Here is a 25,221-nt window from a genome sequence, read left to right on the forward strand (position 1 = left end):
GGGGTGAGCGGCGCCGTCGGGCAGCGTGGCCTCAGAGATGCTCACAGCGACGCGCGCAGCGCACGCAGGCGCGCGAGGGTCGACTCCTTGCCGAGGATCTCCATCGACTCGAACAGCGGCGGCGAGACGCGACGGCCCGTCACGGCCACACGCAGCGGCGTGAACGCGAAGCGCGGCTTGATGCCCATCTCCTCGACCAGGACGGCCTTGAGGGCCTCCTGGATCGGGTCGGTCGAGAAGTCGTCCAGGGCGTCGAGCCCGCGGATCGCGGCGTCGAGCACGGCCGGTGCCTCCTCGCGCAGCGCAGCGCGCGCCTCGTCCTCGACGGGCACGGCGTCGTCGGCCACGAACAGGAAGCCGAGCATGCCCTTGGCCTCCCCGAGCAGGACCATGCGCTCCTGCACGAGCGGGGCTCCCGCCGTGACGAGCGCCTGGTGCTCGGCCGACAGGTCCGCGAACGAGTCCGCCGGGACGAACCCGCCTTGGTGCAGGTACGGCACCAGGCGGTCGCGGAAGTCCTCGGGGGCCAGCATGCGCAGGTGCGTCGCGTTGATCGCCTCGGCCTTCTTCAGGTCGAAGCGGGCCGGGTTCGGGTTGACGTCGGCGACGTCGAACGCCGCGACCATCTCCTCGACGGTGAAGATGTCGTTGTCCGCCGAGATGCTCCAGCCCAGCAGCGCGAGGTAGTTCAGCAGACCCTCGGGCGTGAAGCCGCGCTCCTTGTGCAGGAACAGGTTGGACTCGGGGTCACGCTTGGAGAGCTTCTTGTTGCCCTCGCCCATGACGTACGGCAGGTGACCGAACTCGGGCATGACCTGCGCGACGCCCAGCTCGAGCAGCGCGCGGTACAGCACGACCTGGCGCGGCGTCGAGGACAGCAGGTCCTCGCCGCGCAGCACGTGGGTGATGCCCATGAGCGCGTCGTCGACCGGGTTGACGAGCGTGTACAGCGGCTGGCCGTTGCCCCGCACGATCACGTAGTCCGGGACCGAGCCCGCACCGAACGAGATCTCGCCGCGCACCAGGTCCGTGAACGACACGTCGGTGTCGGGCATGCGCATGCGCAGCACGGGCTCACGGCCCTCGGCGCGGAACGCGGCCTTCTGCTCGTCCGTCAGCGTGCGGTCGAACCCGTCGTAGCCCATGGCCTTGGGGCGACCGGCCGCGACGTTGCGCGCCTCGATCTCCTCGGGCGTCGAGAACGACTCGTACGCGTACCCGCCCTCGACGAGGCGCCGGACGACGTCCTGGTAGAGGTCCCCGCGCTGCGACTGCCGGTAGGGCTCGTGCGGGCCACCGACCTCGACGCCCTCGTCCCAGTCCATGCCGAGCCAGCGCAGCGCCTCGAGGAGCTGCTGGTAGCTCTCCTCGGAGTCACGCGCGGCGTCCGTGTCCTCGATGCGGAAGACGAACGTCCCGCCCACGTGCCGGGCGTACGCCCAGTTGAACAGGGCCGTGCGGATGAGGCCGACGTGCGGCGTCCCCGTGGGCGACGGGCAGAAGCGGACGCGGACGGGCGAGGAACCAGGTGCAGGGATCACGTCCCACAGCCTATCGCCGCCAGGTCGTGCGGGCCGTGCGCCGCCCCCGCACCCGCCCGGGAGCCCGCCGGGCACGAGGCCCGGCGCCGGCCCGGCACGACGCCGTCCGCCCACCGGGCACAGGACCGGCGCGAGGCGCACAATCGCGTACATGGCAGGTTCCGATCACTCCCCGGCCGTCGCGACCGACCCCTCCGAGCACCCGACCGGCACCGGCGCGAGCGGCCTCATCGCGGACGCGCTCGCCGGCGTCCACGAGGCGTTCCGTGGTCTCGACGAGGGCACGGTCGCGACCTACATCCCCGAGCTCGCGACGGCCGACCGCTCGTTGTTCGGCGTCGCCCTGGCCGGGGTCACGGGCAGCATCTACACCGCGGGCGACGCCGACGCCCCCTTCACCATCCAGTCCCTGTCGAAGCCCTTCGTGTTCGCCCTGGCCCTCATGGACCGGGGGCTCCCCGAGGTGCTCGCGCACGTCGGCGCCGAGCCCAGCGGCGAAGGCTTCAGCTCGATCCGCCTCGACCCCGTCACGGGGCGGCCACCGAACCCCATGGTCAACGCGGGCGCGATCGTCACGACGTCGCTCGTGCGCGGGGACGACGAGGAGGAGCGGTTCGCGCGCATCCTGCACGTGCTCGGCGCGTTCGCGGGGCGCCCGCTCGAGGTCGACGGCCGGGTCTACGTGAGCGAGTCGGAGACCGGCGACCGCAACCGGGCGATCGCGTACCTCATGCACAGCACGGGGGCCCTGACCGCGGACGTCGAGGGCACGCTCGACACGTACTTCCGCCAGTGCGCGGTCCTGGTCACCGCGCGCGACCTCGCCCGCATGTCGGCGACGCTGGCGAACGGCGGCGTCAACCCGGTCACGGGCGAGCGTGTGGTCGACGAGGTCGTGACCGAGTGGGTGCTCGCGGTCATGGCGACGAGCGGCATGTACGACTACGCGGGCGAGTGGCTCCTGCGCGCGGGGCTGCCCGCGAAGAGCGGGGTCTCGGGCGGGTTGGTCTCGGTGGGCGTGGGCCAGTTCGGCCTGGGCCTGTTCAGCCCGCCGCTCGACGCGCGCGGCAACAGCGTGCGCTCGGTCGCGGCCGCGCAGGAGATCTCCCGGCAGTTCGACCTGCACCTCATGCACCGCCCGGACCGTGACGTGCCCACGCTCTACCGCTCGACGCGGGCGGACCGCCTGCGCCACCTCGCGCACCGCACGCCCGCCCAGCTCCTGAAGCTGCGGGAGCTGGGCTCGGCCATCTCGGTGCGCGCGGTCCAGGGCACGGTCGAGTTCGCGGCCGCCGAGACGATCCTGCGCTCGGTCGACGACCTGCCCTCACCCCTGCCGGGCGGCGAGCGGTGGCTGATCCTCGACCTGCACCGCACGTCCCGCGTGGTCACGCTCGGTGCGCAGCTCCTGCGCGCCCTCGTGGCACGGTTGCGCGCCCAGGGGGTGCACGTGGTCGTGGTCGACCCGTTCGAGCGTCGCCTGCTCGCGGGCGTCGACCACGAGTTCACGACGTTCGAGAACGCGCAGCGCTGGTGCGAGGACCGTCTCCTGGAGGCGGCCCGGGGCACCTGAGGCGTCAGCCCCTCCGGACGACCGGGTTCGCGAGCACTCCGAGCCCCTCGACCTCGCACTCGACGCGGTCGCCCGCGTCGATGCGCCCGACGCCGGCCGGGGTTCCCGTGAGGATGACGTCACCGGGCAGCAGCGTGAACGCCTCGGAGATGTACGACACCAGGTACGGGACGTCGAAGATCATGTCGCGCGTGCGGCCGTCCTGGCGCGTCTCGCCGTTGACGCGCGAGGTCACCGCGAGGTCGTCGACGTCGAGGTCGGTGTCGATCCACGGGCCCAGCGGGCACGCCGAGTCGAAACCCTTGGCGCGCGCCCACTGGCCGTCGGTGCGCTGGGCGTCACGGGCGGTCACGTCGTTGGCCACGGTGTAGCCGAGGATGTAGGACGCCGCGTCCTCGGGACGCACGTCCTTCGCGATACGCCCGATCACGACTGCGAGCTCGGCCTCGTAGCTGACCTCCTCGGTGAAGTCGGGCAGCACGATGGGGTCGTCCGGGCCCACGACCGAGGTGTTGGGCTTGAAGAAGACGAGCGGCGTCGTCGGGACGTCGTTGCCCATCTCCGCCGCGTGGGCCGCGTAGTTGCGGCCGACCGCGACGACCTTGGAGCGCGGGATCACGGGCGCGAGGAGGCGGACGCCGTCCCCGAGCTCGATCCGCTCTCCCGTCGGCAGGACGGGCATGTAGAGGGGGTCGCCGTTGAGGACGGCGAGGTAGGTCTTGCCCGCCTCCTCCTGCACGAGGGCGTAGCGGGGGTCTTCTCCGGTGGTGAATCTGGCGATGCGCACGGGCCCAGCCTACCGACGCGCGAGGCCGCGGCCCCCTCGGCGGGGGTCGCGGCCTCGTCTCGATCCATGCTGTCAGGTGCGTGGCCGGTCCGCCCGGGACGCCCGACGGCGGAGCTACGCCCGGGCGAGCACCTCGCCGTTGAGGACGGCGAACCATCCGGCGGGCTCCTCGGCCCAGCGCAGCCACTCCTGCGCGAGCTGTTCGAGGGCGACGTCGTCCGCGAGCGCCGACTCCTTGGCCTGGACGGCGAAGTTGGACGCGATGCAGCGCTCGGCCCACAGCCCGCCCCACCAAGCACGGTCGGCGGGGGTCGAGTAGCACCAGACCCCGGCCGAGGGCACGATCTGGGCGGGGTCGAAGCCTGCTTCCTGGACCCAGGCGAGGAGGCGTCGGCCGGCGTCGGCCTGGTAGCCGTAGGCGTGCGTGACCTCGTGGTAGAGCTCGTTCCACTCGGTGAGGCCCGCGGACTCGGGGTACCAGGTCATGGCGGCGTAGTCCGCGTCGCGCACGGCGACGATGCCGCCGGGCTTGGCGACGCGCTTCATCTCGCGCAGCGCGGCGAGCGGGTCGGACAGGTGCTGGAGGAGCTGGTGCGCGAACACGACGTCGAACGTGTCGTCGGCGAAGGGCAGCTCGTAGGCGTTGGCCTGCTGGAACGAGACGTTGCTCAGCCCGGACCCGGCCGCGAGCTCGCGCGCGCTCTCGAGGACCGCGGCCGAGGCGTCGACGCCGATCACGGTGCCTCCGGGCACGTGGCGGGCCAGGTCGACCGTGAGGGTCGCGGGCCCGCAGCCGACGTCGAGGACCTGGTGGTCGTCGCGAAGGTGCGGCAGGAGGAAGCCTGCGGAGTTCTCCGCGGTGCGCCAGCGGTGCGAGCGCAGGACGGACTCGTGGTGGCCGTGGGTGTACGACTCGGACTCCATGCTGGGCGTGCTGCCCAGGGCCCCGGTGGGGGCGTCGGGCGCATGGGCGTCGGGCGTGGCGTCGGCGGTGACGTCCTGGTCCGGCGTGGGGGTGTGGGTCATGCTTGCACGGTAGAACGCTTCCACCCTTCCCACAGCCCTGTTCTCACATCATGGGCGGGGAAGGGTCGGGGTGCGGCCCGGCGCGTCGCGCGCGCCGGGCGGCCGGGGCGGGCGACCACCCGGGAGAATCGTGGCGTGACCACTGCCCCGGCCGCCCCTGCCCGCCCTGCCGCCGCGACGTCGTCGGGCGGTTTCTGGCGTCGGCACGCCGCCCTGCTGCTGCCGGCGGGCGACCGGGTGCCCGGCGTCGACCTGGCCCGAGGGCTCGCGATCCTCGGCATGTTCGCCGCGCACGTCGGCGTGACGTCGGACGACTTCTCGACCGGCGACGGCTGGCTCTCGCTCGTGCACGGGCGGTCCTCGATCCTGTTCGCGGTGATCGCGGGGGTCTCGCTCGCTCTCGTCTCGGGGCGCCGCACCCCCCTGTCGGGCGTCCCGGCGCTCCAGGCGCGCACGCGCATCCTGGTGCGGGCCGTGCTGCTGGTCGCGCTCGCGGGCCTGCTCGACCTGCTCGACACGCCGGTGGCCCTGATCCTGGGCTTCTACGCGGCGTACTTCGTGCTCGCGCTGCCGTTCCTGCGGTGGGCGCCGCGGCGGCTGTTCGGCCTCGCGCTCGCGATCGCGGTCCTGGGTCCGGTCCTCGTGCACTGGCTGCCCGAGGTCCTGCTGCGGGCCGAGCTCACGCTGCCCGTGGACGGGTCGGGGGCGCTCACGGACTTCCTGCTCACGGGGCACTACCCGGCGCTCGTGTGGATGGCGTACGTGCTCGTGGGGCTCGGGGTCGGACGGCTCGACCTGTCGTCCCAGCACCTCCAGGTGCGGCTCGTGGGTGGCGGCGCGGCCGCCGCGCTGGGTGCGTACCTGCTGTCCGCGCTGTTCACGGGCACGACGCTGACCCAGGTCCTCGCGGGGTCCGGTCGGGCCGCGCTCATCCAGCAGTCGGCCGTGGACGCCTCGGGCCTGTACCAGCCCGAGCCGCTGCCGTGGACGGCCCCGCTGCCGACGTCGGACTACCTGTGGCTCGCCGGGCCGCACACCGACACGACGCTCGAGGTGCTGGGCTCGGGCGGGTTCGCGCTCGCGGTCCTGGGCCTGTGCCTGCTGCTCGGCGGACGTCGACCCGTCCTGCGCGTCCTCGCCCCGCTCGCGGCCGTGGGGTCCATGGCGCTGACGGTCTACTGCCTGCAGATCGTCGCGATCCGGGTCTGGGAGGAGCCCCTCATGGCGGGCACGGGGAACGGCGAGGTGCTGGTGCTCGTCGTGGCGAGCCTGGGGTTCGCGACGGTGTGGCGTTGGTCGCTCGGGCGCGGCCCGCTCGAACGGTTCGTGGGCTGGGTCGCGGGGCGAGCGGCGTCGCTCTCCTCGGGTGTCGCGCCGGACGGCGCGTCGCCCACCGGGCGAGACGCCGGCCCGACGGCGCCGCCCGCCTCCAGCGGGGACGTACAGTCGGGCGCATGACGACTTCTTCTCCCGACGCCCCTGCCCGCCCCGAGGTCCGTCGCCTGGGTTCGTCCGGCCTCGCGGTGTCCGCGATCGGCCTGGGCTGCAACAACCTGGGGCGCCCGCGCACCGCGACCGAGTCCCTCGACGGGTGCCGCGCGCTGGTCGACGCAGCGCTCGACGCGGGCATCACGTTCTTCGACGTCGCGGACGTCTACGGCGCCCGGCCCGGCCTGAGCGAGGAGCTGCTGGGCAAGGCGCTGGGCTCGCGGCGCGACGACGTCGTGGTCGCCACGAAGTTCGGCATGCCCATGCACGGCGCCAACGGCGAGGACTTCCGGGCACGCGGCTCGCGGCGGTACGTCGTGAAGGCGGTCGAGGCGTCGCTGCGTCGCCTCGGGACCGACTGGATCGACCTCTACCAGTTCCACACGCCGGACCGGCGCACGCCCGTCGAGGAGACGCTGTCCGCGCTCGACGACCTGGTCCGCGCGGGCAAGGTCCGCTACGTGGGGCACTCGAACCGTGCAGGCTGGCAGATCGCGGACGCCGAGTACCAGGCGCGCCTGACCGGCACCGTCCGGTTCGTGTCGGCGCAGAACCAGTACAACCTGATCGACCGCGAGGCCGAGCTCGAGGTCCTGCCGGCGGCGAAGGCCTACGGGCTGGGCGTGCTGCCGTTCTTCCCGCTCGCGAACGGTCTCCTGACGGGCAAGTACGCGGACGGCACGGGGCCCGACGACGGCCGCCTGGTCCACTCCAAGCCGCACCTGCTGGAGTCCGCGCCCTGGCAGGCGCTGAAGGCGCTCCACACGTTCGCGCGCGAGCGCGGCGTGACCGAGGTCGAGGTCGCGTTCGGGTGGCTGCTCGCCCAGCCGCAGGTGTCGAGCGTCATCGCCGGCGCGACCCGGCCCGAGCAGGTCCGCCAGAACGCCGCGGCCGGCGCCTGGGTCCCGACGGCCGAGGACCTCGCCGCGCTCGACGAGATCTTCCCGCCGGCGCGCAAGGTCGCACCGTTCTGACCCGCCCCGGCGAGGACCGCGGCCGTCGGTAGGCTGGGGCCATGGGAGAGAACCCACGACCGGTCGTCCTGGGAGTCGTTCGTGGGCAGCCCGACGAGGTCCTGCGCGTCGCGTCCGGGCTCGCGGCGCGGCTCGGCGCCGAGCTGATCTGTGCGACGGTGAACCCTGCACGATTCGTCGTCTCGGAGAGCACCGACGGGCACGTGACGTCCGCACCGATCGACCCGGACTTCCACGACGCGCACGACGACGAGCTCGACCCGGGCCTCGCCGAGCGTCTCGCGTCGGCCCTCGATGCGGTCGGCGTCCGGTGGAGCACGCGGCTGCTCGCCGGGGAACCGGCGGACGCGCTGGCCCGGCTCGCGCAGACCGTGGACGCCGAGCTGATCGTCGTGGGAACCCACGGGCCCGGCCGAGGAATCCGCGAGCTCTTCGACCGTTCCGTCGCGATCCACCTCGCGCACCGTCAGACCCGTCCGGTCGTGGTCGTCCCGGCGGTCCCTCCGGGCACCGAGCCCGTGCCCGCCGGAAGCCCCTCCTGATGCCCGCGCGCGAGCGGCCGAACCACCTGCGCCCGGCCGCGATCGGGCTCGTCGTCGTCGGTGGAGCGCTCGGGGCCGCGGGGCGTGAGGCCGTCGTGCTGGCCGTGCCGGACGTCGACCGGCTGCCCGTGGCGATCCTGCTGGTCAACGTCGTCGGCGCCTTCGTCCTCGGTCTCCTCTACGAGTCCCTGACCCGTCGCGGGACCGGCGAACCGCGCGCCGGCCGGCTGAGGCTGTTCCTCGGGACGGGGTTCTGCGGCGGGTTCACGACGTACAGCACCCTGGCCACGGGCGCGGCGCTGCTCGTCGATGCCGCGCGCACGGACGTCGCGATGGTCTACGTCGCCACCACGCTGGTCGTCGGGACCGCGGCGACGGTGCTCGGGATCGTCGCGGGATCGAGGCTCCCGGCGTCCGAGCGTCCCGTCGACGGGGGCGTGCGCCGGTGACGCTCGCCCTCTTCCTCGTCGTCGCCGTCGCCGGTGGCCTGGGCGCCGGGACGCGCTTCGTCCTCGACGGCGTCGTGCGCTCGACGGTCCGCACGGCCTTCCCGTGGCCGACGACGATCATCAACCTGTCCGGCTCGCTCGCGCTGGGCGTCCTCACTGGCCTGGTCGTGGCCCGGCTCGCGCCGACCGACGTGGCCGCCGTGGTCGGCGCGGGCTTCCTGGGGGGCTACACGACGTTCAGCACCGCGAGCTACGAGACCGTCCAGCTGGTCCGCCAGAAGCGGTACGGCACGGCGTTCGCGTACTCGATCGGGGTGCTCGTGGCGTGCGTGGCGCTGGCGTTCGCGGGGTACCGCTGGGGTTCGTCCCTCTGAGGCTGGGCCGTCGCCCGCTCCGGAGCGGGCGGTGACAGCGCCCACGACGAGGCGTAGCGTCGGGAGCATGGCCACGTGGGAGGACGTCGGGCGGATCGCGGCGGTGCTGCCCGACACCGCCGAGCACCGCCCCCACGAGTGGGCCGTGCACGGACGGAACTTCGCCTGGGAACGTCCGCTGCGCCGTCGGGACCTCGACGAGCTGGGTGCCTCCGCGCCCGACGCCGCACCCCTCGGGTTCTACGTCGCCGACGAGGGCGAGAAGCTCGCGCTCGTGGGCGACGAGCCGAGCACCTTCTTCACCACGGCCCACTTCGCGGGCTACCCGATCGTGCTCGCGCGGCTCGACCGCGTCGCCGTCCCCGAGCTCGAGGAGCTCCTCGAGGACGCGTGGCTCGCGCGGGCCCCCCAGCGCCTCGCGCAGGCGTTCCTCGACGCGACCGAGTAGGGACGTCGCCGCCTAGGAGGCCAACCGCTCCCGCACGTCCCGGCCGACGCGACGGTCGTTCTCGGGCTGCGTGACCTCGGCCCAGACCGCGTCGAGGGAGAGGCCGAGGACGTCTGCGATCGCGGCGACGGTCGGGAACGCAGGGGTGGCGACCCTGCCCGTCTCGATCTTCCGGAGCGTCTCGGGTGAGACGCGCGCAGCGAGTGCGACCTCGAGCATCGCGCGATCCCCCCTGGCCCGGCGCAGGAGGGCGCCGAGGCGCTGTCCGCGCTCGACCTCGGCGGGAGTGAGCGGCAACCTGACCATGGATCCGATTGTAGTACCGGGATAACATGGCCGGTATAGTTATTGGAATCGCGAGGAAGACGCCACATGATCGAGATACTGAACCCCACCGAGCTGACCCGGGCACGAGAGACGGGAGCCCTGGTCGCTCGTGTCCTGCACACGCTCAAGGACCGCAGCACCGTCGGGACGAACCTCCTGGACATCGACCGGTGGGCGAGGGACATGATCGTCGAGGCCGACGCACTGTCCTGCTACGTCGACTACGCGCCGTCGTTCGGGCGCGGGCCCTTCGGCCACCACATCTGCACGGCCGTCAACGACGCGGTGCTGCACGGACGGCCGCACGACTACGCCCTTGCTGACGGCGACCTGCTGACGCTCGACCTCGCCGTCTCCCTGGGAGGCGTCGCGGCGGACGCCGCCATCAGCTTCGTCGTGGGTGACGCGCGGCCCCCGGAGAGCGTCGCCATGATCGAGGTGACCGAACGCGCGCTGGCGGCGGGCATCGCAGCCGCTCGACCTGGCGCCCGGGTCGGCGACCTCTCCCACGCCATCGGCACGGTCCTCGGCGACGCCGGATACCCGATCAACACCGAGTTCGGGGGGCACGGCATCGGATCGACCATGCACCAGGACCCCCACGTCTCGAACACGGGACGCCCGGGCCGCGGCTACAGGCTGCGTCCAGGACTGCTGCTCGCCCTGGAACCCTGGGTCATGCAGGACACCGCCGAGCTCGTCACCGATGCGGACGGATGGACGCTCCGGAGCGCGACGGGCTGCCGGACGGCGCACAGCGAGCACACGATCGCGATCACGGACGACGGGGCCGAGATCCTCACCCTGCCGAGGCCCTCGTGAGGTCGCCGGCGCACGCACGCCGGCTCGCCCGGCTCGACCGCTGCCGCCTCGTCTCGTCCGGCCCCCGCGGTCGTTCCGGCCTACGCTCGGCTCATGACGTTCGCCGAGGTGATCGAGGTCGTCGGCAAGGTGGTCGACGCGGCGGGGGTCGCCGCGATCGTGGTCGGTGCCCTGTACGCGGCGTTCCTGTCCCTGACCCGACGCCGGGAGGGCAACGTCTACCGCCTGTTCCGGCGGCGGCTCGGCCGCTCGATCCTCCTCGGGCTCGAGCTCCTGGTCGCTGCCGACATCATCCGTACCGTCGCGATCACGCCGACGCTCGAGAGCGTCGCGGTGCTCGCCGCGATCGTCCTCATCCGGACGTTCCTCAGCTTCTCGCTCGAGCTCGAGATCACGGGCCGGTGGCCCTGGCAGCAGGACCCCGAGCAGGACCCGGCGCCCGCCGGGGACGCCGGGGACGCCGCGGCGGAGCCCACGCGCCCGTAGGCTCCGCCCGTGGCGGGCGTCAGCTCGTCGTCGAGAAGATCACGGCGTCGTACTCCCATGCCCCCACGTTGACCTCCATCGTCAGGTCGGCGGGGTCCGTGACCCCGAAGACCACGGGGAACGTCACGGACTGTCCCGGGAGGACGGACGTGCTGGGGGTGCTGCTGATCTCCTGCGCCGCGTCGAAGACCTGGGACCCCTCTGCGCCGCCCGAGGAGACCGTGACGTAGGCGAACGTCGGGTCGAACGTCTCCGCCGTGCCGTTCGTCAGGGTGACGTCGATGCGCACGAACTGCGTGAAGCCCTCGTCACCGGCGGCCGTGTCGCTGGGCGTGAAGGCGGCCGGGGCACTCACGCCGACCTCGAGACCGTCCTCGTAGACCGCCACGTCACCGAAGGCGAGGGCCGGCGACGAGGCACCCGCAGCGCTGTCCCCGGCGTCCGAGCCGGTCCCGTCCGCGGGGACCTCGCCGACGGCGGGCTCGTCGGGGGCCGAGCTCGAGATGCTCGTCGAACCGAGGCTCGAGGAGAGCTCCTCGAGCGCAGCGACGAAGAAGACCTGGGAGACGACGACTCCGATGCCCGCGACCACCGAGATGACGATCGCGGCGATCGACATGCCCTTGCCGTTGCCGAGGGTGCCCGCCTTGACGAGCCCGATGATGCCCAGGACGAGCCCGGCGAGCGCCAGGACCGCCGCGAAGAGGTTGATGATCGGGATCAGGCAGAGCACGAGCCCGACGATCGCGAGCACGAGGCCTGTGATCGCCAGCACGTTGGTCTTCCTGGGCGGGACGGCTCCGTAGGGCGGGTAGCCGCCCTGCTCCGGCCCCCAGGCCGCGGGCTGTCCGGGGTATCCCGGCTGCTGGTACGGCGAGTGCTGCGGCGCTCCGGGATGGCCGAGCGACGGCGAGGTCGGCTCTGCGGGTCCGGGAGGGGGGTACGTCATTCGTCTGCCCATCTTCTGGTCGTGCACGGCACGGCGACGCCGGGGTGTGCGGAGGAAGGAGGCGCACGCGCTCGGGGCACTCTCCGGTACAAGTGTTCCATGTGTGGAGATGACGCGGAGGGGATGTTCGGGTGAAAACGACCGTAGCCGCGCACGCTTCCCCACGACCTCTTCCCCCCGGCCGACATCTACCCTGGAAGCATGCCCACGCTCCCTGCACCCCACCGGGCGCGCCCTGCGACGGCGCGCACCGCCGTCGGGCCGGATCCTCTCACCGACGACGAGTGGCTCCCCCTCGCCGCGGCGCACGCAGAGCGCGCCGACGCACTGACCGCCGGCTGGCGCGAGCGCAAGACCCGCGGCGAGAAGCACGCCGTCGAGGACTTCCTCTTCACCTACTACCCCACGCGCCCCGCCCAGCTCCGGCGGTGGCACCCGGGCGCGGGCGTCGTCCTCGCGCCCGCCGACGCCACCCGGCCCGACGACGTCGCGCCCCTCCTCGCCGAGCGCGCCGCCTGGCGGTGGTACAGGACCGGCCCGGACGGCGGCGTGACGCTCGACGTCGACGCGTTCCTCGCCGACCGCGGCGACACCGTGCGCTACGCCCGCGACCTGCTCGCCGCCACGGCCTCCCGGCCCGCGACGCTCGGGTGCTTCGGGCTGCACGAGTGGGCCATGGTCTATCGCGACCACGCCCAGGGGCGCGACCACCGCCACCCGCTGCCGCTGCGCCTCGGGGCCCGCGGGACCGACGAGGTCGTGGCGACGCACCCCGTGCGCTGCTCGCACTTCGACGCGTTCCGCTTCTTCACCCCGGAGGCCGTGAGCCTCAACCGGCTGCAGCCCACGCGCGAGACGCAGCCCGCGCTCGAGCAACCGGGGTGCCTGCACGCCAACATGGACCTCTACAAGTGGGCCGTGAAGCTCAGCCCCGCGGTACCGAGCGGGCTCGTGCTCGACGCGTTCGAGCTCGCACGCGACATCCGCTGGGTCGACATGCGGGCCAGCCCCTACGACGTGTCGTCGTACGGCGAGGCCCCCGTCGCGATCGAGACCCCTGCGGGCAAGGCAGAGTACGTGCGGCTCCAGCGCGGGTTCGCGGAGCGCTCGACCGTGCTGCGCGCACGGCTGCTCGAGGTCTGCGAGCGCCTGCTGGGCTGATCGGGTCCCGAGCCGCGAGATGGGTGGTGCTCCTCCACCTGGCAGGATCGGAGCATGTCGCGCCCGCCCGTCGCAGAGATCCCCACCCGCCCCGTGCCCGTCCCGCCCGCTGTGCGCTCGCTCGTCGACTCCGCCGGAGGCGGGGACCTGGTCGCGGTGTGGCAGAACGAGCTCGGCGGTCTCACGTTCCGCTGGGGCACCGACCGCTACGTCAAGTGGGTCGCGGCCGGGACCCCGGAGATCGACCTGCTCGCCGAGGCCGAACGGCTCGCGTGGGCGTCGCGGTTCACCACCGTGCCGCGCGTGCTCGACGCCGGGCAGGACGAGATCGGCGCCTGGCTCGTGACCGAGGCGATCGACGCCGCGTCGGCCGTCGACCCGCGCTGGATCGCCGAACCGGCCACCGCCGCGGCGGCGATCGGCCAGGGTCTGCGCGTCCTGCACGACGCCCTGCCGGTCGAGGACTGCCCGTTCACGTGGAGCGTCGAGCAGCGCGTCGCGCGCGCCGACGAGCGCATCGCCGACGGCGAGGGCCCGTCCGACTGGTTCCCCGAGCACTCCCGGCTCACCGTCGCGCAGGCGCGTCCCCTGCTCGACCTCACGCCCCCGGTGGACCGGTTGGTCGTGTGCCACGGCGACGCGTGCGCGCCCAACACCCTGCTGGCCGCGGACGGCTCGTTCGCGGCGCACGTCGACCTCGGGTCGCTCGGCGTCGCGGACCGCTGGGCCGACCTGGCCGTGGCAGCGTGGAGCACCGAGTGGAACCACGGGCCGGGCTACGACGGGATCGTGTACGAGGCCTACGGGATCGAGCCGGATCCCGAGCGCATCGCCTACTACCGGCTGCTGTGGGACCTGGGCTGACGCCGCTCCCCCGTCCCCGGCCGCGCGACCCGGCCGGATGCGACCATGGAGCCGTGCCCCCGCTCCCCCTGCGCACGTCCGCGCACGCTTCGCGTATCGCGCCGGCCCTGGTCCTCGTCCTCCTTGCCGGGTGCGCCGTCGGCCCTGCCCCGTCGCCCGCCCCCGGAGGGAGCGACGGTGAGCCGTCGGCCTCGACGAGCGGCGCCGTCGGGCAGGCCGACGCGGCGCCCGCACCACCGCCCGCCGGGGCCGGTCTCGACTACCAGCTCGGCGGCGCCTACCCGCCGCCCGTCGGCGTCACGGTCGTCGTGCGCGACGTCACCGACTCCCCTGCGGGCGCGGGCTACGACGTCTGCTACGTCAACGGGTTCCAGACCCAGCCCGGCGAGAGCGAGACCTGGCTGCGCGACCACCCCGACCTCGTCCTGCACGACGACGGCGGTACACCTGTCGCCGACCCCGGCTGGCCCGACGAGCTGCTCCTCGACACCTCGACCGACGCAGCGCGCCGCGAGATCGCGCAGATCGTCGGCGGCCAGGTGGACGCGTGCGCGGACGCCGGCTTCGACGCGGTCGAGCCCGACAACCTGGACTCGTTCACCCGATCGGACGGCGCGCTCACGAGGGACGACAACCTCGCGCTGGCCGCGCTCCTGATCGAACGCGCCCACGCGCGGGGCCTGGCGATAGGGCAGAAGAACACCGTCGAGCTGGGCGGCCGCGGCCCGGCTCTCGGTTTCGACTTCGTGGTCACCGAGGACTGCGCGGTCCACGACGAGTGCGGCGACTACGCCGCGGCCTACGGGACGCGCGTCCTGGAGATCGAGTACGACGACGGGCCCGCCCTCGCGGAGCGCCTCGCCTCGGCATGTGCTCGCGGGGCGTCGGTCGTGGGCCGCGACCGCGACCTCGCCCGGCCGCGCGACCCGGGCTACGCCTTCGAGTCCTGCTGAACCGGCGCCCACACGTCGCCCGGCACGTCCCCGGGCAGGTCCGGGTTCCCGGTCCCGACGAACCGGGCGTCGGTCCCGTCCTTGCGGACCCGCTCGAAGTCCGTCAGCGCCCCGAACGCCCAGCGGCCCAGCAGCACGATCGCGACGAGGTTCACGAGGGCCATGAGCGCCATCGCGACGTCCGCGACCGCCCACACCGCCTCGAGCTCGATGAGCGACCCGATGCCGATCGCGGCGAGCACGAGAGTGCGCAGCGCCGTGAGGGCCTTGGCGCGGATGCCGAGGAACGTCAGGTTGACCTCGGCGTACGAGTAGTTGCCGAGCACCGAGGAGAACGCGAAGACGAACACGAGGATCGTCATGGGCCACACGGTCCACGCCCCGAGCTGGGCCGCGACGGCCTCCTGCGTGAGCGAGGCGCCGGCCGCGTCGGTCGTGGTCCCCGGGTCGAAGACCTCGGGTCCGGCCATGAGGATGATGAAGGCCGTCGCCGAGCACACCACGATCGTGTCGACGAAGACCCCGAGCGACTGGATCAGGCCCTGCTTGGCGGGGTGCGAGACCGTGGCCGTCGCGGCGGCGTTCGGGGCGCTGCCCATGCCCGCCTCGTTGGAGAACAGTCCGCGCTTGACCCCGTTGAGCAGGGCCGCGAGGATGCCGCCCGCCGTTCCCGCCACGGCCTGGTCGAGCCCGAACGCGCCCTCGACGATCTGCCGGACCGCTCCCGGCACCGCGCCGAGGTTCATGAGGATGATGGTCGCAGCGAGCAGGACGTAGACGCCCGCCATGATCGGCAGCACGATCCCCGCGACCTTCGCGACACGCTTGACGCCGCCGAACAGCACCGGGGCCGCGAGGACCATGAGGAGCACCGCGGTCCAGCCGGGCGAGACCGCGTGGCCGTTGTCGAGCGCCTCGCTGATCGTGTTGGCCTGCACCATGTTGAACGCGAACCCGAACGCGAAGATCAGCAGGATCGCGAACACGATGCCCCACCGGCGCGAGCCCAGTCCGCGCTGGATGTAGTAGGCGGGGCCGCCGCGGTAGGAACCGTCGTCGGCGCGGACCTTGAAGATCTGGCCGAGCGTCGCCTCGACGAACGCCGTCGCCATCCCGATGAGCGCGACGCACCACATCCAGAAGATGGCCCCCGGGCCGCCGAGCGTCAGCGCGATCGCGACGCCCGCGATGTTGCCCGTCCCCACCCGGGACGCGAGCCCCACGCAGAACGCCTGGAACGACGAGATGCCGCCCTCGGCCGAGCCGGTCGAGCCGCCCACGAGCCGGAACATGAGCCCGAACAGCCGCACCTGGACGGCGCGCGTGCGGACCGTGAACCAGATGCCCGCGCCGATGAGGACGTAGATCAGGACGTACGAGTACAGGGCGTTGCTCACCGGGTCGATCAGCGCCTCTTGCAGGACGTCCATGCTTCATTCCTCCAGCCCGACGGCGGTGCAGCCGTCGCCAGGACGCTAACCTCTCGCGGTGGTCGTTGTCGCGACGGCGTCTCAGCGGGGCTGGGAGTGCGCGCGCTCCCCGCGCTGCGCCTTCTCGGCCGTCTCGGCGATCCGGGCCGCCCGCGTCTGCGGCCGCCGGGCCTCCGCGATCCAGCCGAGGATCAGCCGGCGCACACCGGGCGGGAAGGCGTCCCAGTGCTCACGAGCGGGCGGTGCGCCGGTGAGCGCCGAGGCCAGGTCGTCGGGGACGACGAGCGCCTCGGCGTCGTCGTACCGCGTCCACGAGCCGTCCGCCCGGGCGGCCTCGACGACCGCGCGACCCGCGTCGGTCATCCTGCCGTCGGCCTCGGCGCGCGCGACCCGCTCCTTGCTCAGGCGTGTCCAGCGGCTGCCCGGCCGGCGCCGTGTGAGCCACATCATGGAGCGCTCGTCGTCGATCGTCTGCACGGTCCCGTCGATCCACCCGAAGCTCAGCGCCTCCTCGATGAGCGCGTCGTAGTCGATCGGGGCACGGCCGCTCGCCCGCCGCCACTGCACGACCCAGACCCCGGGCACCTCGTCGTCGTGGTGCTCGGCGAGCCACGCCCGCCACTGCGCCGCGGTCTCGGGGTGGAAGCGGGGCGCGTCGGCACGCCGGTCGGTCACCATGCGCACAGACTTCCACGGGCAGCCGCGGGCGCGCGAGGGCACGGGGTCCACGATCCCCCGGGGACAACGCCTCTGCGACAATGGCCACGATGAGCACCACGACCCCCACCACCCGTCCCGAGCCCGGCCTGGTCCGTCACCTGCCGGCACCGGACGGCTCGGGCACCCCGGACCCTGACGCCCTCTACGAAGGGTTCACCGAGTGGGCCACCGAGACGGGGATCGACCTCTACGCCCACCAGGACGAGGCCGTCATCGAGATCTTCTCGGGTGCGCACGTCATCCTGGCCACACCCACGGGCTCGGGGAAGTCGCTCGTCGCGGTCGGCGCGCACTACGCCGCCCTCGCCGCGCACCGCTCCGGCGCCCCCGGTCGCAGCTACTACACGGCCCCGCTCAAGGCGCTCGTGAGCGAGAAGTTCTTCGCGCTCGTCGCGGTGTTCGGGTCCGCGAACGTCGGCATGATGACGGGCGACTCGTCGGTCAACCCGACCGCGCCGATCATCTGCTGCACCGCGGAGATCCTCGCGAACATCGCCCTGCGCGACGGCGCCGACGCGGACGTCGCGCAGGTCGTCATGGACGAGTTCCACTACTACGCGGACCCGCAGCGCGGGTGGGCGTGGCAGGTCCCGCTGCTCGAGCTGCCCCAGGCGCAGTTCGTGCTGATGTCCGCGACGCTGGGCGACACCTCGACGTTCACCGAGGACCTCGAGTCCCGCACGGGACGTCCTGTCGCGGAGGTCACGAGCGCCGAGCGCCCTGTGCCGCTGACGTTCAGCTACGTCGTCGAGCCCCTGGGCGAGGTCATCGAGGAGCTCGTCACGACGCACCGGGCGCCGGTGTACGTCGTGCACTTCACGCAGAAGGACGCGGTCGACCGCGCCCAGGCGCTGCTGAGCATCAACGTCGCGAGCCGTTCGGAGAAGGACGCGATCGCGGCCGAGCTGGGCGACTTCCGCTTCACCTCCGGGTTCGGCAGGACGCTCAGCAAGTTCCTGCGCCACGGCGTCGGCGTGCACCACGCGGGCATGCTGCCCAAGTACCGTCGTGTGGTCGAGCGCCTGACCCAGGCGGGGCTGCTCAAGGTCGTGTGCGGCACCGACACCCTGGGCGTGGGCATCAACGTCCCCATCCGCACGGTCCTCATGACGAGCCTCGTGAAGTTCGACGGCGAGCGCATGCGTCACCTCACGGCGCGTGAGTTCCACCAGATCGCGGGGCGCGCCGGCCGTGCAGGCTACGACACCCTCGGCGAGGTCCTCGTCATGGCCCCCGAGCACGTGATCGAGAACCGCAAGCTGCTCGCCAAGGCCGGGGACGACCCCAAGAAGCTCAAGAAGATCGTCCGCAAGAAGGCCCCGGCGGGAGCCGTCAACTGGACCGACGCGACGTTCGAGCGCCTGCGCGACGCGGACCCCGAGGCCCTGACCAGCAATTTCACGGTCAACCACGCCATGGTGCTCAACGTGCTCGCGCGCGGTGACAGGGGCGAAGACCCGGTGCGAGCCATGAAGCACCTGCTCACGGCGAACCACGACACCGACGCCCAGCGCGAGCGGCACGTGCGCCAGGTGTTCCGCATCTACCGGTCGCTGCGCGTCGCGGGCATCGTCGAGCGCGTCCGCGTGCCCGACCCGACGTACCCGAGCGGGCAGCGCCCCACGGTGCGCCTCACGGTCGACCTGCCGCGCGAGTTCGCGCTCAACCAGCCCTTGTCGCCCTTCGCTCTCGCGGCGCTCGACCTGCTCGACGTCGAGTCCCCCACGCACGCGCTCGACGTCGTCTCGGTCCTGGAAGCCACGCTGTCGGACCCGCGCCAGGTGCTCGTCGCCCAGCAGCACCGGGCCCGCGGCGAGGCCGTCGCGGCCATGAAGGCCGAGGGGTACGAGTACGAGGAGCGCATGGCGCTGCTCGAGACCATCACGTGGCCCAAGCCCCTCGCGGACCTGCTCGAGCCCGCGTTCGTGACGTACAAGCACTCGAACCCGTGGGTCTCGGACGCCGAGCTGTCGCCCAAGTCGGTCGTGCGCGACATGGTCGAGCGGGCCATGACGTTCGCCGAGTTCGTCTCGGTGTACGGCCTGGACCGTACCGAGGGCGTCGTGCTGCGCTACCTCGCGGACGCGTACCGCTCGATGCGCCAGACCGTCTCCGAGGAGCACCGCACCGAGGAGGTCCAGGACATCACCGAGTGGCTGGGCGAGCTGGTGCGCGGCACCGACTCGTCGCTGCTCGACGAGTGGGAGCGTCTGGCCAACCCGGACGTGAGCGCAGGCGACGACGTCGACCCCCACCTCGGCGACGGCCCGCTGTCCGGCACGGGCGCCGAGGCCCCGGCCCGTCCTGTCACGGGCAACCCGCGCTCGTTCCGCGTCCTGGTGCGCAACGCCCTGTTCCGCCGGGTCGAGCTCGCGGCGCGGGAGAACTACGACGCGCTCGAGGCCCTCGACAAGGCGAGCGGCTGGGACGGCGACGCGTGGGCCGACGCCCTCGACCCGATGTTCGACCTGCACGGCAACGACGCGATCGGCGTGGACGCCGCAGCGCGTTCGTCGGCCCTCGTGCAGATCGTCGAGAACGGCGTGCGCCCCGACGGCGAGCGCGTCGAGCCCGGCACGTGGTTCGTCCGCCAGGTGCTCGACGACCCGGCCGGCGACCACGACTGGGCGATCAGCGCCGTCGTCGACCTCGCCGCGAGCGACGAGGCCGGCGCCGTGGTGCTGAGCGTCGTGGCGGTCGGCACGATCTGACGCGGCCTACCGGACGACGTCGTCGGCCGGGCGGCGCGGCGTGCGGGGGGATGTCGTGCTGTAGCCCAGCCGCATGACCATCTGCGGGACGCCCGCGTCGAGCGCCGCGGTGAGCTCAGCCCGCGTGGCGGGGTTCTCCAGGACGGTCGTCGCGAACGACGCGTGCACGAAGTAGGTGGTCGCGGTCAGCAGGACGCGCTCGAGCGCCTGACCCGCCGCGAGCCAGTCCCGTACGGTGTCGCCCGGGGTCGTGAGGACGGCGAGCGTCGAGCGGTGCTCGAACGCCGCCCGGTCGCTCGTGGAGTCGCCGCCGAAGTGACGCACGGGCGCCAGGGCGTCCTCGCTCCGGGGCCCGAGCGCCGCGACCGGGATGCCGTCGGGGCGGTCGGGGTCGTTCGTGACCCAGCGGGCCTGCTCGACGCGGCCGGAGTGGTCGCGCCCCGCCTCCTCCTCGGCGCGGCGGACGAGGTCCAGCAGGACGGTCCGCTCGGGGGCCTGCGGCGCGAGGCTCACGAGGCGCGCCCCCTCCGAGGCGGCCGCCTCGTCCAGGTCGTCGACGACGTCGGCGTCGAGCGGCTGGTCCTCGAACGGCACGCGCGACGTCGAGCGCCGTTCGATCGCGACCGCGAGGTCGAGCTCGTCGGCGTCGGGCAGGACGCCCGGCACCAGGTCGACGCGGGCGACGAGCGCGGGATCGCCGTCGTCCGGGAGCACCGACAGCACCGGGCGGAAGGACTCGCGGCGGGCCGCGACGCGCAGGTTCGCGAGGAACGCTCCGCAGCTGATGAACATCTCGCGCCCGGCGGGGTCTGCGTGGGTCAGGCGGCGCGAGTCGTCTGCGCGCACGTCGAGCATCGTGCCGTGCACGTGGACGGACCACGGCTGGGTGTTGTGCACGCTGGGAGCGCGGGACGCGGCCGCGAGGATCCGTTCGATTCTGGGGTCGTCGATGCTCATGTGCGTTCTCCCTGCTTCCGATGCGCCCCTGACGCATCCCCTGCCGGCGGTCACCTCTGCCACTCCGAGCCTCGCAGGAGGTCCCCAGGTCGGCCAGTGCCAAAGGTCCCGGCGGAGCTGAGGTGCAGGTCACAGGCCTGGGCGGTCGGGAGGGACGGCCAGAAGGCGAGACCCGTCGTGGCGCACTGCGGCCCGCCACGACAAGCCCGCTCCCCCGTCCTACGGTGGCCTCATGAGCGCACCGGGACCGCACACGACTCCGCACGAGGGCGAGCAGCACCGGAGCGAAGGGACCGGTGCACGGCTCAACCGCCTCCGCGCCGGGGTGCTCGGCGCGAACGACGGGATCGTGTCGACCGCGGGCGTGGTCGTCGGCGTCGCGGCGACCAGCACGTCGGTCCCGGTCATCGCGACCGCCGGGGCCGCGGCGCTGCTCGCGGGCGCCCTGTCGATGGCCGCGGGCGAGTACGTCTCGGTCAGCACGCAACGTGACACCGAGGAGGCCATGCTCGCCACGGAGCGCGAGGAGCTCGCGACCATGCCCGACGAGGAGCTCGCCGAGCTCGCCGGGATCTACCGGGCCAAGGGGCTCACGCCCGAGCTCGCGCACGAGGTCGCGGTCCAGCTCACGGCGGTCGACCCGCTCGCGGCCCACGCGGACGCCGAGCTGGGCATCGACCCCGACGACCTGACGTCGCCGTGGGAGGCCGCGGTCGCCTCGATCGTGTCGTTCACGGTCGGTGGTCTGCTCCCCCTGGCCGCGATCCTGCTGGCGCCCACCGCGGCCCGGATCCCCGTGACGTTCGTCGCGGTCGTCCTGGCGCTGGTCCTCACCGGATGGGGCAGCGCACGGCTGGGGCAGGCACCGACCCGGCGTGCGACGATCCGCACGGTACTGGGCGGCGCGATCGCCATGGCGGTGACGTACGGGATCGGGTCGCTCGTCGACGTGAACGTCTAGCCCGGGGCCGGCTTTACGGTTCAGCGCATGAACGGGCCGAAGATGGAGGCCACCATGGCCGCCGCACGGTCGGCGTCCCCGTCCGCGATCGCCTCGACCAGCTCGTGGTGGTGGCGGTGCGCCGCGTCCTCGTCCTCGCGCTCCTCGTCGCGCATGTGGACGGCGAAGACATCGAGCATGCTCGAGTAGAGCTGCAGGTAGAGCGGGTTGTGCGTCGCCGCCACGATCGCGCGGTGCAGCGCGAGGTCGGCGTCGGCCCGGAGGTCGCGATCACCGGTCGACCAGCTCGCTTCCCGTCGGTCGCGCAGCGCGCGCAGCAGGTCGACGTCGGCATCCGAGCGACTCGATGCGGCGAGCGAGGCAGCCGTGCTGTCCAGGGCGCGGCGCAGCTCCAGGTAGTGCTGACGGCTGCCCCCTGCGAGCTGGCGCTCGAGGGTGCCTGTGAGCTCCGAGCTGGAGATGACGAAGGTGCCGCGGCCCTGCTCACGGCGCAGCAGGCCGCCGTGCACCAGCGACTGGATCGCTTCGCGGACCGTGTTCCGGCCGACACCGAACTCCGACACCAGTTCGGCCTCCGTCGGGATCCGCTCGCCGACCGGCCAGCGGCCGGAGACCACCTCCGCACGGAAGCGTTCGACGGCCTGGTCGATCAGGCCTGCTCGACGCACGGGCCGACCTGTGTCAGACTCACCAGAATTCATCCCATGATCCCATCATTCGCCGACCTCATCGTGGAGTTTAGCGTGACGACACTCTCTCCAGCACGCCTCCCGGTCCGCCGCGGGTGGCTGACCCTGTGGGCCGGGCTGGCCATCGCCCTGACCGCGGTCAACCTCCGGACGGCCGTGACCGGACTCACCCCGCTCCTCGAGATCATCGGGTCGGACCTCGGGTTCGGAGTGGCCGTCGCAGGCCTGCTCGGGACCGTGCCCGCGGCGTCGTTCGGCATCTTCGGGTTCCTCGCCCCCGTGGTGACGAGGAGGTTCGGGCTGGAGCGCACGGCCACGGCGGCGCTGGGCCTGACGGCGCTCTCGCTCCTGGGCCGCGCCTTCTCTCCGACGCCCGTCGCGCTCGTGCTGTCGACCGCGCTGGCTCTCGCCGGGATCGGCGCCGCGAACGTCGTGATCGTCCCCCTGGTGAAGGCCTGGTTCGCGGACCGGCTCGCCGTGTGGACCTCGCTCTACCTGATCCTGATGCAGACGGGCCAGTTCGTCGCCCCGCTGCTGGCCGTCCCGGTGGCGGAAGCGACGAGCTGGCGGCTCTCGGTCGGGATCTGGGCGGGCCCGGCCGCGCTGGCTGCCGTGGTCTGGCTCGTGCTGGCCGCCAGGCTGCCCGGCGGTCACCACAGCCCCACGGCCCGGGCGACGACCGGTGCACGAGCGAGGATCAGCCGATCCTCGACCGTCTGGGGCCTGGTCGTCCTGTTCGCGATGATGGCGCTGTCCAACTACGGGATCATCACCTGGGTGCCGGCCGTGCTCACCGACGCAGGTGGGAGCCCGACCCTCGGCGGCTCCATGGTCGCCCTGTACTCGGCATGGGGCATGGTCGCGGCCCTGGTGGTCCCCCACGTGGCCACGCGCATGACGAACCCCTTCGTCGTGGTCGTCGCGTGCTCGGTCGTCCTGATCGCCGGATACCTGGGCCTGATCCTGTCCCCGTTGGAGGGCACGCTGCTCTGGGTGTGTGCGCTGGGAATCGGGGTGAGCACGTTCCCGCTCTGCATGACCCTGATCAACCGTCGGACCAGGACCCCGGAGTCCGCCTCGGCGGTGTCCGGGTTCGTCCAGGGGATCGGCTACAGCCTGGCGTGCTTCGGCCCGCTCGGCCTGGGCCTCCTCCGCGAGGCGACCGGTTCGTGGTCTGTCCCGCTCCTCGCGCTCGCGGCGACCGCCGTCCCCGGGGTGGTCGCCGGCTGGTTCGCGTGCCGACCGCGTTTCGTGGAGGACGCTGCGGACGTCGCGTCCGCCGCTGCGCCGCCCACGGGCACCCGTACCTAGGGGCACAATCGTCCTGTGGCCAAGAAGCAGAAGTCGCCCCACGCCGGCACGCCCGCGCTCGTCGCGCTCGAGAAGGCCGGGGTGCCGCACACCGTGCACCCCTACGAGCACGACCCGTCCTCCGACCTGAGCTACGGGCTCGAGGCCGCTGCGGCGATCGGCATCCCGGCCGAGCAGGTGTTCAAGACCCTCGTGACCTCGGTCGACGGGGCGCTCGTCGTGGGTGTCGTGCCCGTGGACCGCAAGCTCGACCTCAAGGCTCTCGCGCACGCGGCGGGCGGCAAGAAGGCGGCGATGGCCGAGCAGGCTGCGGCCGAGCGCGCGACCGGGTACGTCGTGGGCGGCATCTCGCCGCTCGGCCAGCGTCAGCGGCTGCGGACGGTGCTCGACGAGTCGGCCCTCGGGTTCGACGCGGTGTACGTCTCGGGCGGGCGCCGCGGGCTCGACGTGGGCCTGGCGCCCGCCGACCTGGTCGCGCTCACGGGCGCGGTGACGGCGCCGATCTCGCGCGACTGACGTCTCCTGCGGCGGCTCGACGGCCGCTGCCGCGGTAGCCGGGTAACACTGTCTCAGCATGCGCGACGGGCCTTCCGGTCCGCGGACGGCGTTCCTAGAGTGGCGAGCGTGCCCGAGCGGTACCGACCGCGCGGCACGCCCCAGCCCGATCCCGCCCGCGCCGTCCCGCCCGCCGCCCCGCACCTGGAGGACATCATGTCCGCTCCCCTCGACCCGACCGAGAAGATCGCCGCCTACGCCCACCCCGACCGCCTCGTCTCCACGGACTGGCTCGCCGAGCACCTGCACGACGAGAACCTGGTCGTGGTCGAGTCCGACGAGGACGTGCTGCTCTACGAGACGGGCCACATCCCTGGCGCGGTCAAGGTCGACTGGCACACCGACCTCAACGACCCCGATCTGCGCGACTACCTCGACGGCAAGGGCTTCGCCCAGCTGCTCGGCTCCAAGGGCATCTCGCGCGACACCACGGTCGTCCTGTACGGCGACAAGAACAACTGGTGGGCCGCCTACTCGGCGTGGGTCTTCACGCTGTTCGGGCACGAGGACGTCCGTCTCCTCGACGGCGGGCGCGGCAAGTGGATCGCCGAGGGTCGCGAGACCACGACCGACGTCCCCACGCCCGAGCCCGTCGAGTACCCCGTCGTCGAGCGCGACGACGAGACGATCCGCGCCTTCAAGGAGGACGTGCTCGCGCACCTCGGCAACGGCCCGCTCGTCGACATCCGTTCGCCCCAGGAGTTCACGGGCGAGCGCCTGCACATCCCCGACTACCCCGAGGAGGGTGTGCTGCGCGGCGGCCACATCCCCACGGCGCGCAACGTCCCGTGGGCGACCGCGGTCGCAGGCGACGGCACGTACAAGTCGCGCGAGGAGCTCGAGGCGATCTACCAGGAGGGCGGCCTGGGCCTGTCGACCGACGACGACGTCATCACGTACTGCCGCATCGGCGAGCGGTCGAGCCACACGTGGTTCGCGCTGACGTTCCTGCTGGGCTTCGACAAGGTCCGCAACTACGACGGCTCGTGGACCGAGTGGGGCAACGCGGTCCGTGTCCCGATCGTCAAGGGGGCCGAGCCGGGCGAGGTCCCCGCGCGCCTCTGACGCGGCGGCCTTCCCCCGCTGATGCCCGACGGCGGTGGGCCGGTCACGTACCCGGCCC

Annotated in this window: 26 protein-coding genes; 17 read left to right on the forward strand and 9 right to left on the reverse strand. The window is 72.9% G+C overall.

All coding sequences use genetic code 11. From position 1 onward, the window contains the following. Window positions 1-41 precede the first annotated feature (41 nt). Window positions 42-1,541, reverse strand: coding sequence for a glutamate--tRNA ligase (gene gltX, locus ACFRCR_RS04850; RefSeq protein WP_377675899.1), 1,500 nt, complete (start codon window positions 1,539-1,541; stop codon window positions 42-44). 151 nt (window positions 1,542-1,692) lie between these two features. Here gltX and glsA point away from each other — a divergent pair, with 151 nt between their 5' ends. Further along, the gene (gene glsA / locus ACFRCR_RS04855; RefSeq protein WP_377675900.1) at window positions 1,693-3,114 is read left to right on the forward strand and encodes a glutaminase A; all 1,422 of its coding nucleotides are present in this window, start codon (window positions 1,693-1,695) and stop codon (window positions 3,112-3,114) included. Window positions 3,115-3,118: 4 nt separating this feature from the next. Here the strand turns inward: glsA and ACFRCR_RS04860 are convergent, their stop codons facing one another. Both ACFRCR_RS04860 and ACFRCR_RS04865 read right to left on the reverse strand, forming a co-directional pair. After that, window positions 3,119-3,901: a fumarylacetoacetate hydrolase family protein gene (locus ACFRCR_RS04860; RefSeq protein WP_377675901.1), complete on the reverse strand. Its 783-nt coding sequence runs from the start codon at window positions 3,899-3,901 to the stop codon at window positions 3,119-3,121. A gap of 114 nt (window positions 3,902-4,015) precedes the next feature. Next, the gene (locus ACFRCR_RS04865; protein ID WP_377675925.1) at window positions 4,016-4,825 is read right to left on the reverse strand and encodes a methyltransferase domain-containing protein; all 810 of its coding nucleotides are present in this window, start codon (window positions 4,823-4,825) and stop codon (window positions 4,016-4,018) included. 237 nt (window positions 4,826-5,062) lie between these two features. Here ACFRCR_RS04865 and ACFRCR_RS04870 point away from each other — a divergent pair, with 237 nt between their 5' ends. From ACFRCR_RS04870 to ACFRCR_RS04895, 6 genes are all read left to right on the forward strand, one after another. Continuing rightward, window positions 5,063-6,385 carry a heparan-alpha-glucosaminide N-acetyltransferase domain-containing protein gene (locus ACFRCR_RS04870; RefSeq protein ID WP_377675902.1) on the forward strand — a complete coding sequence of 441 codons (1,323 nt, stop codon included), beginning with the start codon at window positions 5,063-5,065 and terminating at the stop codon, window positions 6,383-6,385. Then, window positions 6,382-7,389: an aldo/keto reductase gene (locus tag ACFRCR_RS04875; RefSeq protein ID WP_377675903.1), complete on the forward strand. Its 1,008-nt coding sequence runs from the start codon at window positions 6,382-6,384 to the stop codon at window positions 7,387-7,389. Before ACFRCR_RS04870 ends, ACFRCR_RS04875 begins: the two co-directional genes overlap by 4 nt. Window positions 7,390-7,430: 41 nt before the next feature. Further along, complete coding sequence (locus ACFRCR_RS04880; RefSeq protein ID WP_377675904.1) at window positions 7,431-7,931, forward strand: universal stress protein; 501 nt, start codon at window positions 7,431-7,433, stop codon at window positions 7,929-7,931. Beyond that, entirely contained in the window at window positions 7,931-8,380 is a 450-nt protein-coding gene (locus ACFRCR_RS04885; protein ID WP_377675905.1) for a fluoride efflux transporter FluC, read from the forward strand. Before ACFRCR_RS04880 ends, ACFRCR_RS04885 begins: the two co-directional genes overlap by 1 nt. Further along, complete coding sequence (locus tag ACFRCR_RS04890) at window positions 8,377-8,754, forward strand: fluoride efflux transporter FluC (protein WP_377675907.1); 378 nt, start codon at window positions 8,377-8,379, stop codon at window positions 8,752-8,754. The genes ACFRCR_RS04885 and ACFRCR_RS04890 overlap by 4 nt, the downstream gene beginning before the upstream one ends. Window positions 8,755-8,821: 67 nt before the next feature. Next, on the forward strand, window positions 8,822-9,202 hold the full coding sequence (locus ACFRCR_RS04895) for an MmcQ/YjbR family DNA-binding protein (RefSeq protein WP_377675908.1): 381 nt from the start codon (window positions 8,822-8,824) through the stop codon (window positions 9,200-9,202). A 12-nt stretch (window positions 9,203-9,214) separates the two neighbouring features. On the opposite strand, the gene ACFRCR_RS04900 is transcribed toward ACFRCR_RS04895, so the two are convergent. Next, window positions 9,215-9,508 carry a helix-turn-helix transcriptional regulator gene (locus ACFRCR_RS04900; protein ID WP_377675909.1) on the reverse strand — a complete coding sequence of 98 codons (294 nt, stop codon included), beginning with the start codon at window positions 9,506-9,508 and terminating at the stop codon, window positions 9,215-9,217. Window positions 9,509-9,574: 66 nt separating this feature from the next. Between ACFRCR_RS04900 and map the strand changes: the two genes are divergently transcribed. Together map and ACFRCR_RS04910 are read left to right on the forward strand one after the other, a co-directional pair. Continuing rightward, window positions 9,575-10,351 carry a type I methionyl aminopeptidase gene (gene map / locus ACFRCR_RS04905; RefSeq protein ID WP_377675910.1) on the forward strand — a complete coding sequence of 259 codons (777 nt, stop codon included), beginning with the start codon at window positions 9,575-9,577 and terminating at the stop codon, window positions 10,349-10,351. 93 nt (window positions 10,352-10,444) lie between these two features. Next, window positions 10,445-10,837 carry a DUF1622 domain-containing protein gene (locus tag ACFRCR_RS04910; protein WP_377675911.1) on the forward strand — a complete coding sequence of 131 codons (393 nt, stop codon included), beginning with the start codon at window positions 10,445-10,447 and terminating at the stop codon, window positions 10,835-10,837. A 19-nt stretch (window positions 10,838-10,856) separates the two neighbouring features. Here the strand turns inward: ACFRCR_RS04910 and ACFRCR_RS04915 are convergent, their stop codons facing one another. After that, window positions 10,857-11,786 carry a DUF4190 domain-containing protein gene (locus ACFRCR_RS04915; RefSeq protein ID WP_377675912.1) on the reverse strand — a complete coding sequence of 310 codons (930 nt, stop codon included), beginning with the start codon at window positions 11,784-11,786 and terminating at the stop codon, window positions 10,857-10,859. 201 nt (window positions 11,787-11,987) lie between these two features. Here ACFRCR_RS04915 and ACFRCR_RS04920 point away from each other — a divergent pair, with 201 nt between their 5' ends. Genes ACFRCR_RS04920 through ACFRCR_RS04930 form a run of 3 tightly spaced genes read left to right on the forward strand, consistent with a single transcriptional unit; the run spans window position 11,988 to window position 14,764 of the window. Next, window positions 11,988-12,947 (forward strand): 3-methyladenine DNA glycosylase, encoded by a 960-nt coding sequence (locus ACFRCR_RS04920; protein ID WP_377675913.1) that lies wholly within the window; start codon window positions 11,988-11,990, stop codon window positions 12,945-12,947. 54 nt (window positions 12,948-13,001) lie between these two features. Next, window positions 13,002-13,811 (forward strand): phosphotransferase, encoded by an 810-nt coding sequence (locus ACFRCR_RS04925; RefSeq protein WP_377675915.1) that lies wholly within the window; start codon window positions 13,002-13,004, stop codon window positions 13,809-13,811. A 53-nt stretch (window positions 13,812-13,864) separates the two neighbouring features. Then, complete coding sequence (locus tag ACFRCR_RS04930) at window positions 13,865-14,764, forward strand: endo alpha-1,4 polygalactosaminidase (RefSeq protein WP_377675916.1); 900 nt, start codon at window positions 13,865-13,867, stop codon at window positions 14,762-14,764. Here the strand turns inward: ACFRCR_RS04930 and ACFRCR_RS04935 are convergent. Continuing rightward, window positions 14,743-16,194 (reverse strand): alanine/glycine:cation symporter family protein, encoded by a 1,452-nt coding sequence (locus ACFRCR_RS04935; protein WP_377675917.1) that lies wholly within the window; start codon window positions 16,192-16,194, stop codon window positions 14,743-14,745. The genes ACFRCR_RS04930 and ACFRCR_RS04935 overlap by 22 nt on opposite strands. A gap of 81 nt (window positions 16,195-16,275) precedes the next feature. Continuing rightward, window positions 16,276-16,872, reverse strand: coding sequence for a YdeI family protein (locus ACFRCR_RS04940; RefSeq protein WP_377675918.1), 597 nt, complete (start codon window positions 16,870-16,872; stop codon window positions 16,276-16,278). An 89-nt stretch (window positions 16,873-16,961) separates the two neighbouring features. On the opposite strand from ACFRCR_RS04940, the gene ACFRCR_RS04945 reads away from it, so the two are divergent. Next, window positions 16,962-19,625 (forward strand): DEAD/DEAH box helicase, encoded by a 2,664-nt coding sequence (locus ACFRCR_RS04945; RefSeq protein ID WP_377675919.1) that lies wholly within the window; start codon window positions 16,962-16,964, stop codon window positions 19,623-19,625. A gap of 6 nt (window positions 19,626-19,631) precedes the next feature. Here the strand turns inward: ACFRCR_RS04945 and ACFRCR_RS04950 are convergent, their stop codons facing one another. Beyond that, on the reverse strand, window positions 19,632-20,582 hold the full coding sequence (locus ACFRCR_RS04950; RefSeq protein WP_377675920.1) for an Acg family FMN-binding oxidoreductase: 951 nt from the start codon (window positions 20,580-20,582) through the stop codon (window positions 19,632-19,634). Between the two features lie 232 nt (window positions 20,583-20,814). On the opposite strand from ACFRCR_RS04950, the gene ACFRCR_RS04955 reads away from it, so the two are divergent. Next, complete coding sequence (locus ACFRCR_RS04955; RefSeq protein ID WP_377675921.1) at window positions 20,815-21,543, forward strand: VIT family protein; 729 nt, start codon at window positions 20,815-20,817, stop codon at window positions 21,541-21,543. A gap of 20 nt (window positions 21,544-21,563) precedes the next feature. Here ACFRCR_RS04955 and ACFRCR_RS04960 read toward each other — a convergent pair whose 3' ends face one another. Further along, a complete protein-coding gene (locus ACFRCR_RS04960) occupies window positions 21,564-22,211 on the reverse strand; it encodes a FadR/GntR family transcriptional regulator (RefSeq protein ID WP_377675922.1) in 648 nt (215 codons plus the stop codon). Between the two features lie 36 nt (window positions 22,212-22,247). Here ACFRCR_RS04960 and ACFRCR_RS04965 point away from each other — a divergent pair, with 36 nt between their 5' ends. The 3 genes from ACFRCR_RS04965 (at window position 22,248) to ACFRCR_RS04975 (ending at window position 25,163) form a co-directional block, all read left to right on the forward strand. Next, window positions 22,248-23,543 carry an MFS transporter gene (locus tag ACFRCR_RS04965; protein WP_377675923.1) on the forward strand — a complete coding sequence of 432 codons (1,296 nt, stop codon included), beginning with the start codon at window positions 22,248-22,250 and terminating at the stop codon, window positions 23,541-23,543. 15 nt (window positions 23,544-23,558) lie between these two features. Further along, entirely contained in the window at window positions 23,559-24,059 is a 501-nt protein-coding gene (ybaK, locus tag ACFRCR_RS04970) for a Cys-tRNA(Pro) deacylase (protein WP_377675924.1), read from the forward strand. A gap of 195 nt (window positions 24,060-24,254) precedes the next feature. After that, on the forward strand, window positions 24,255-25,163 hold the full coding sequence (locus tag ACFRCR_RS04975) for a sulfurtransferase (protein ID WP_377675926.1): 909 nt from the start codon (window positions 24,255-24,257) through the stop codon (window positions 25,161-25,163). Window positions 25,164-25,221 lie beyond the last annotated feature (58 nt).

Origin of the sequence: Oerskovia sp. NPDC056781, assembly GCF_042789955.1 — a bacterium.
In the GTDB taxonomy this organism is placed as follows: domain Bacteria; phylum Actinomycetota; class Actinomycetes; order Actinomycetales; family Cellulomonadaceae; genus Oerskovia; species Oerskovia rustica.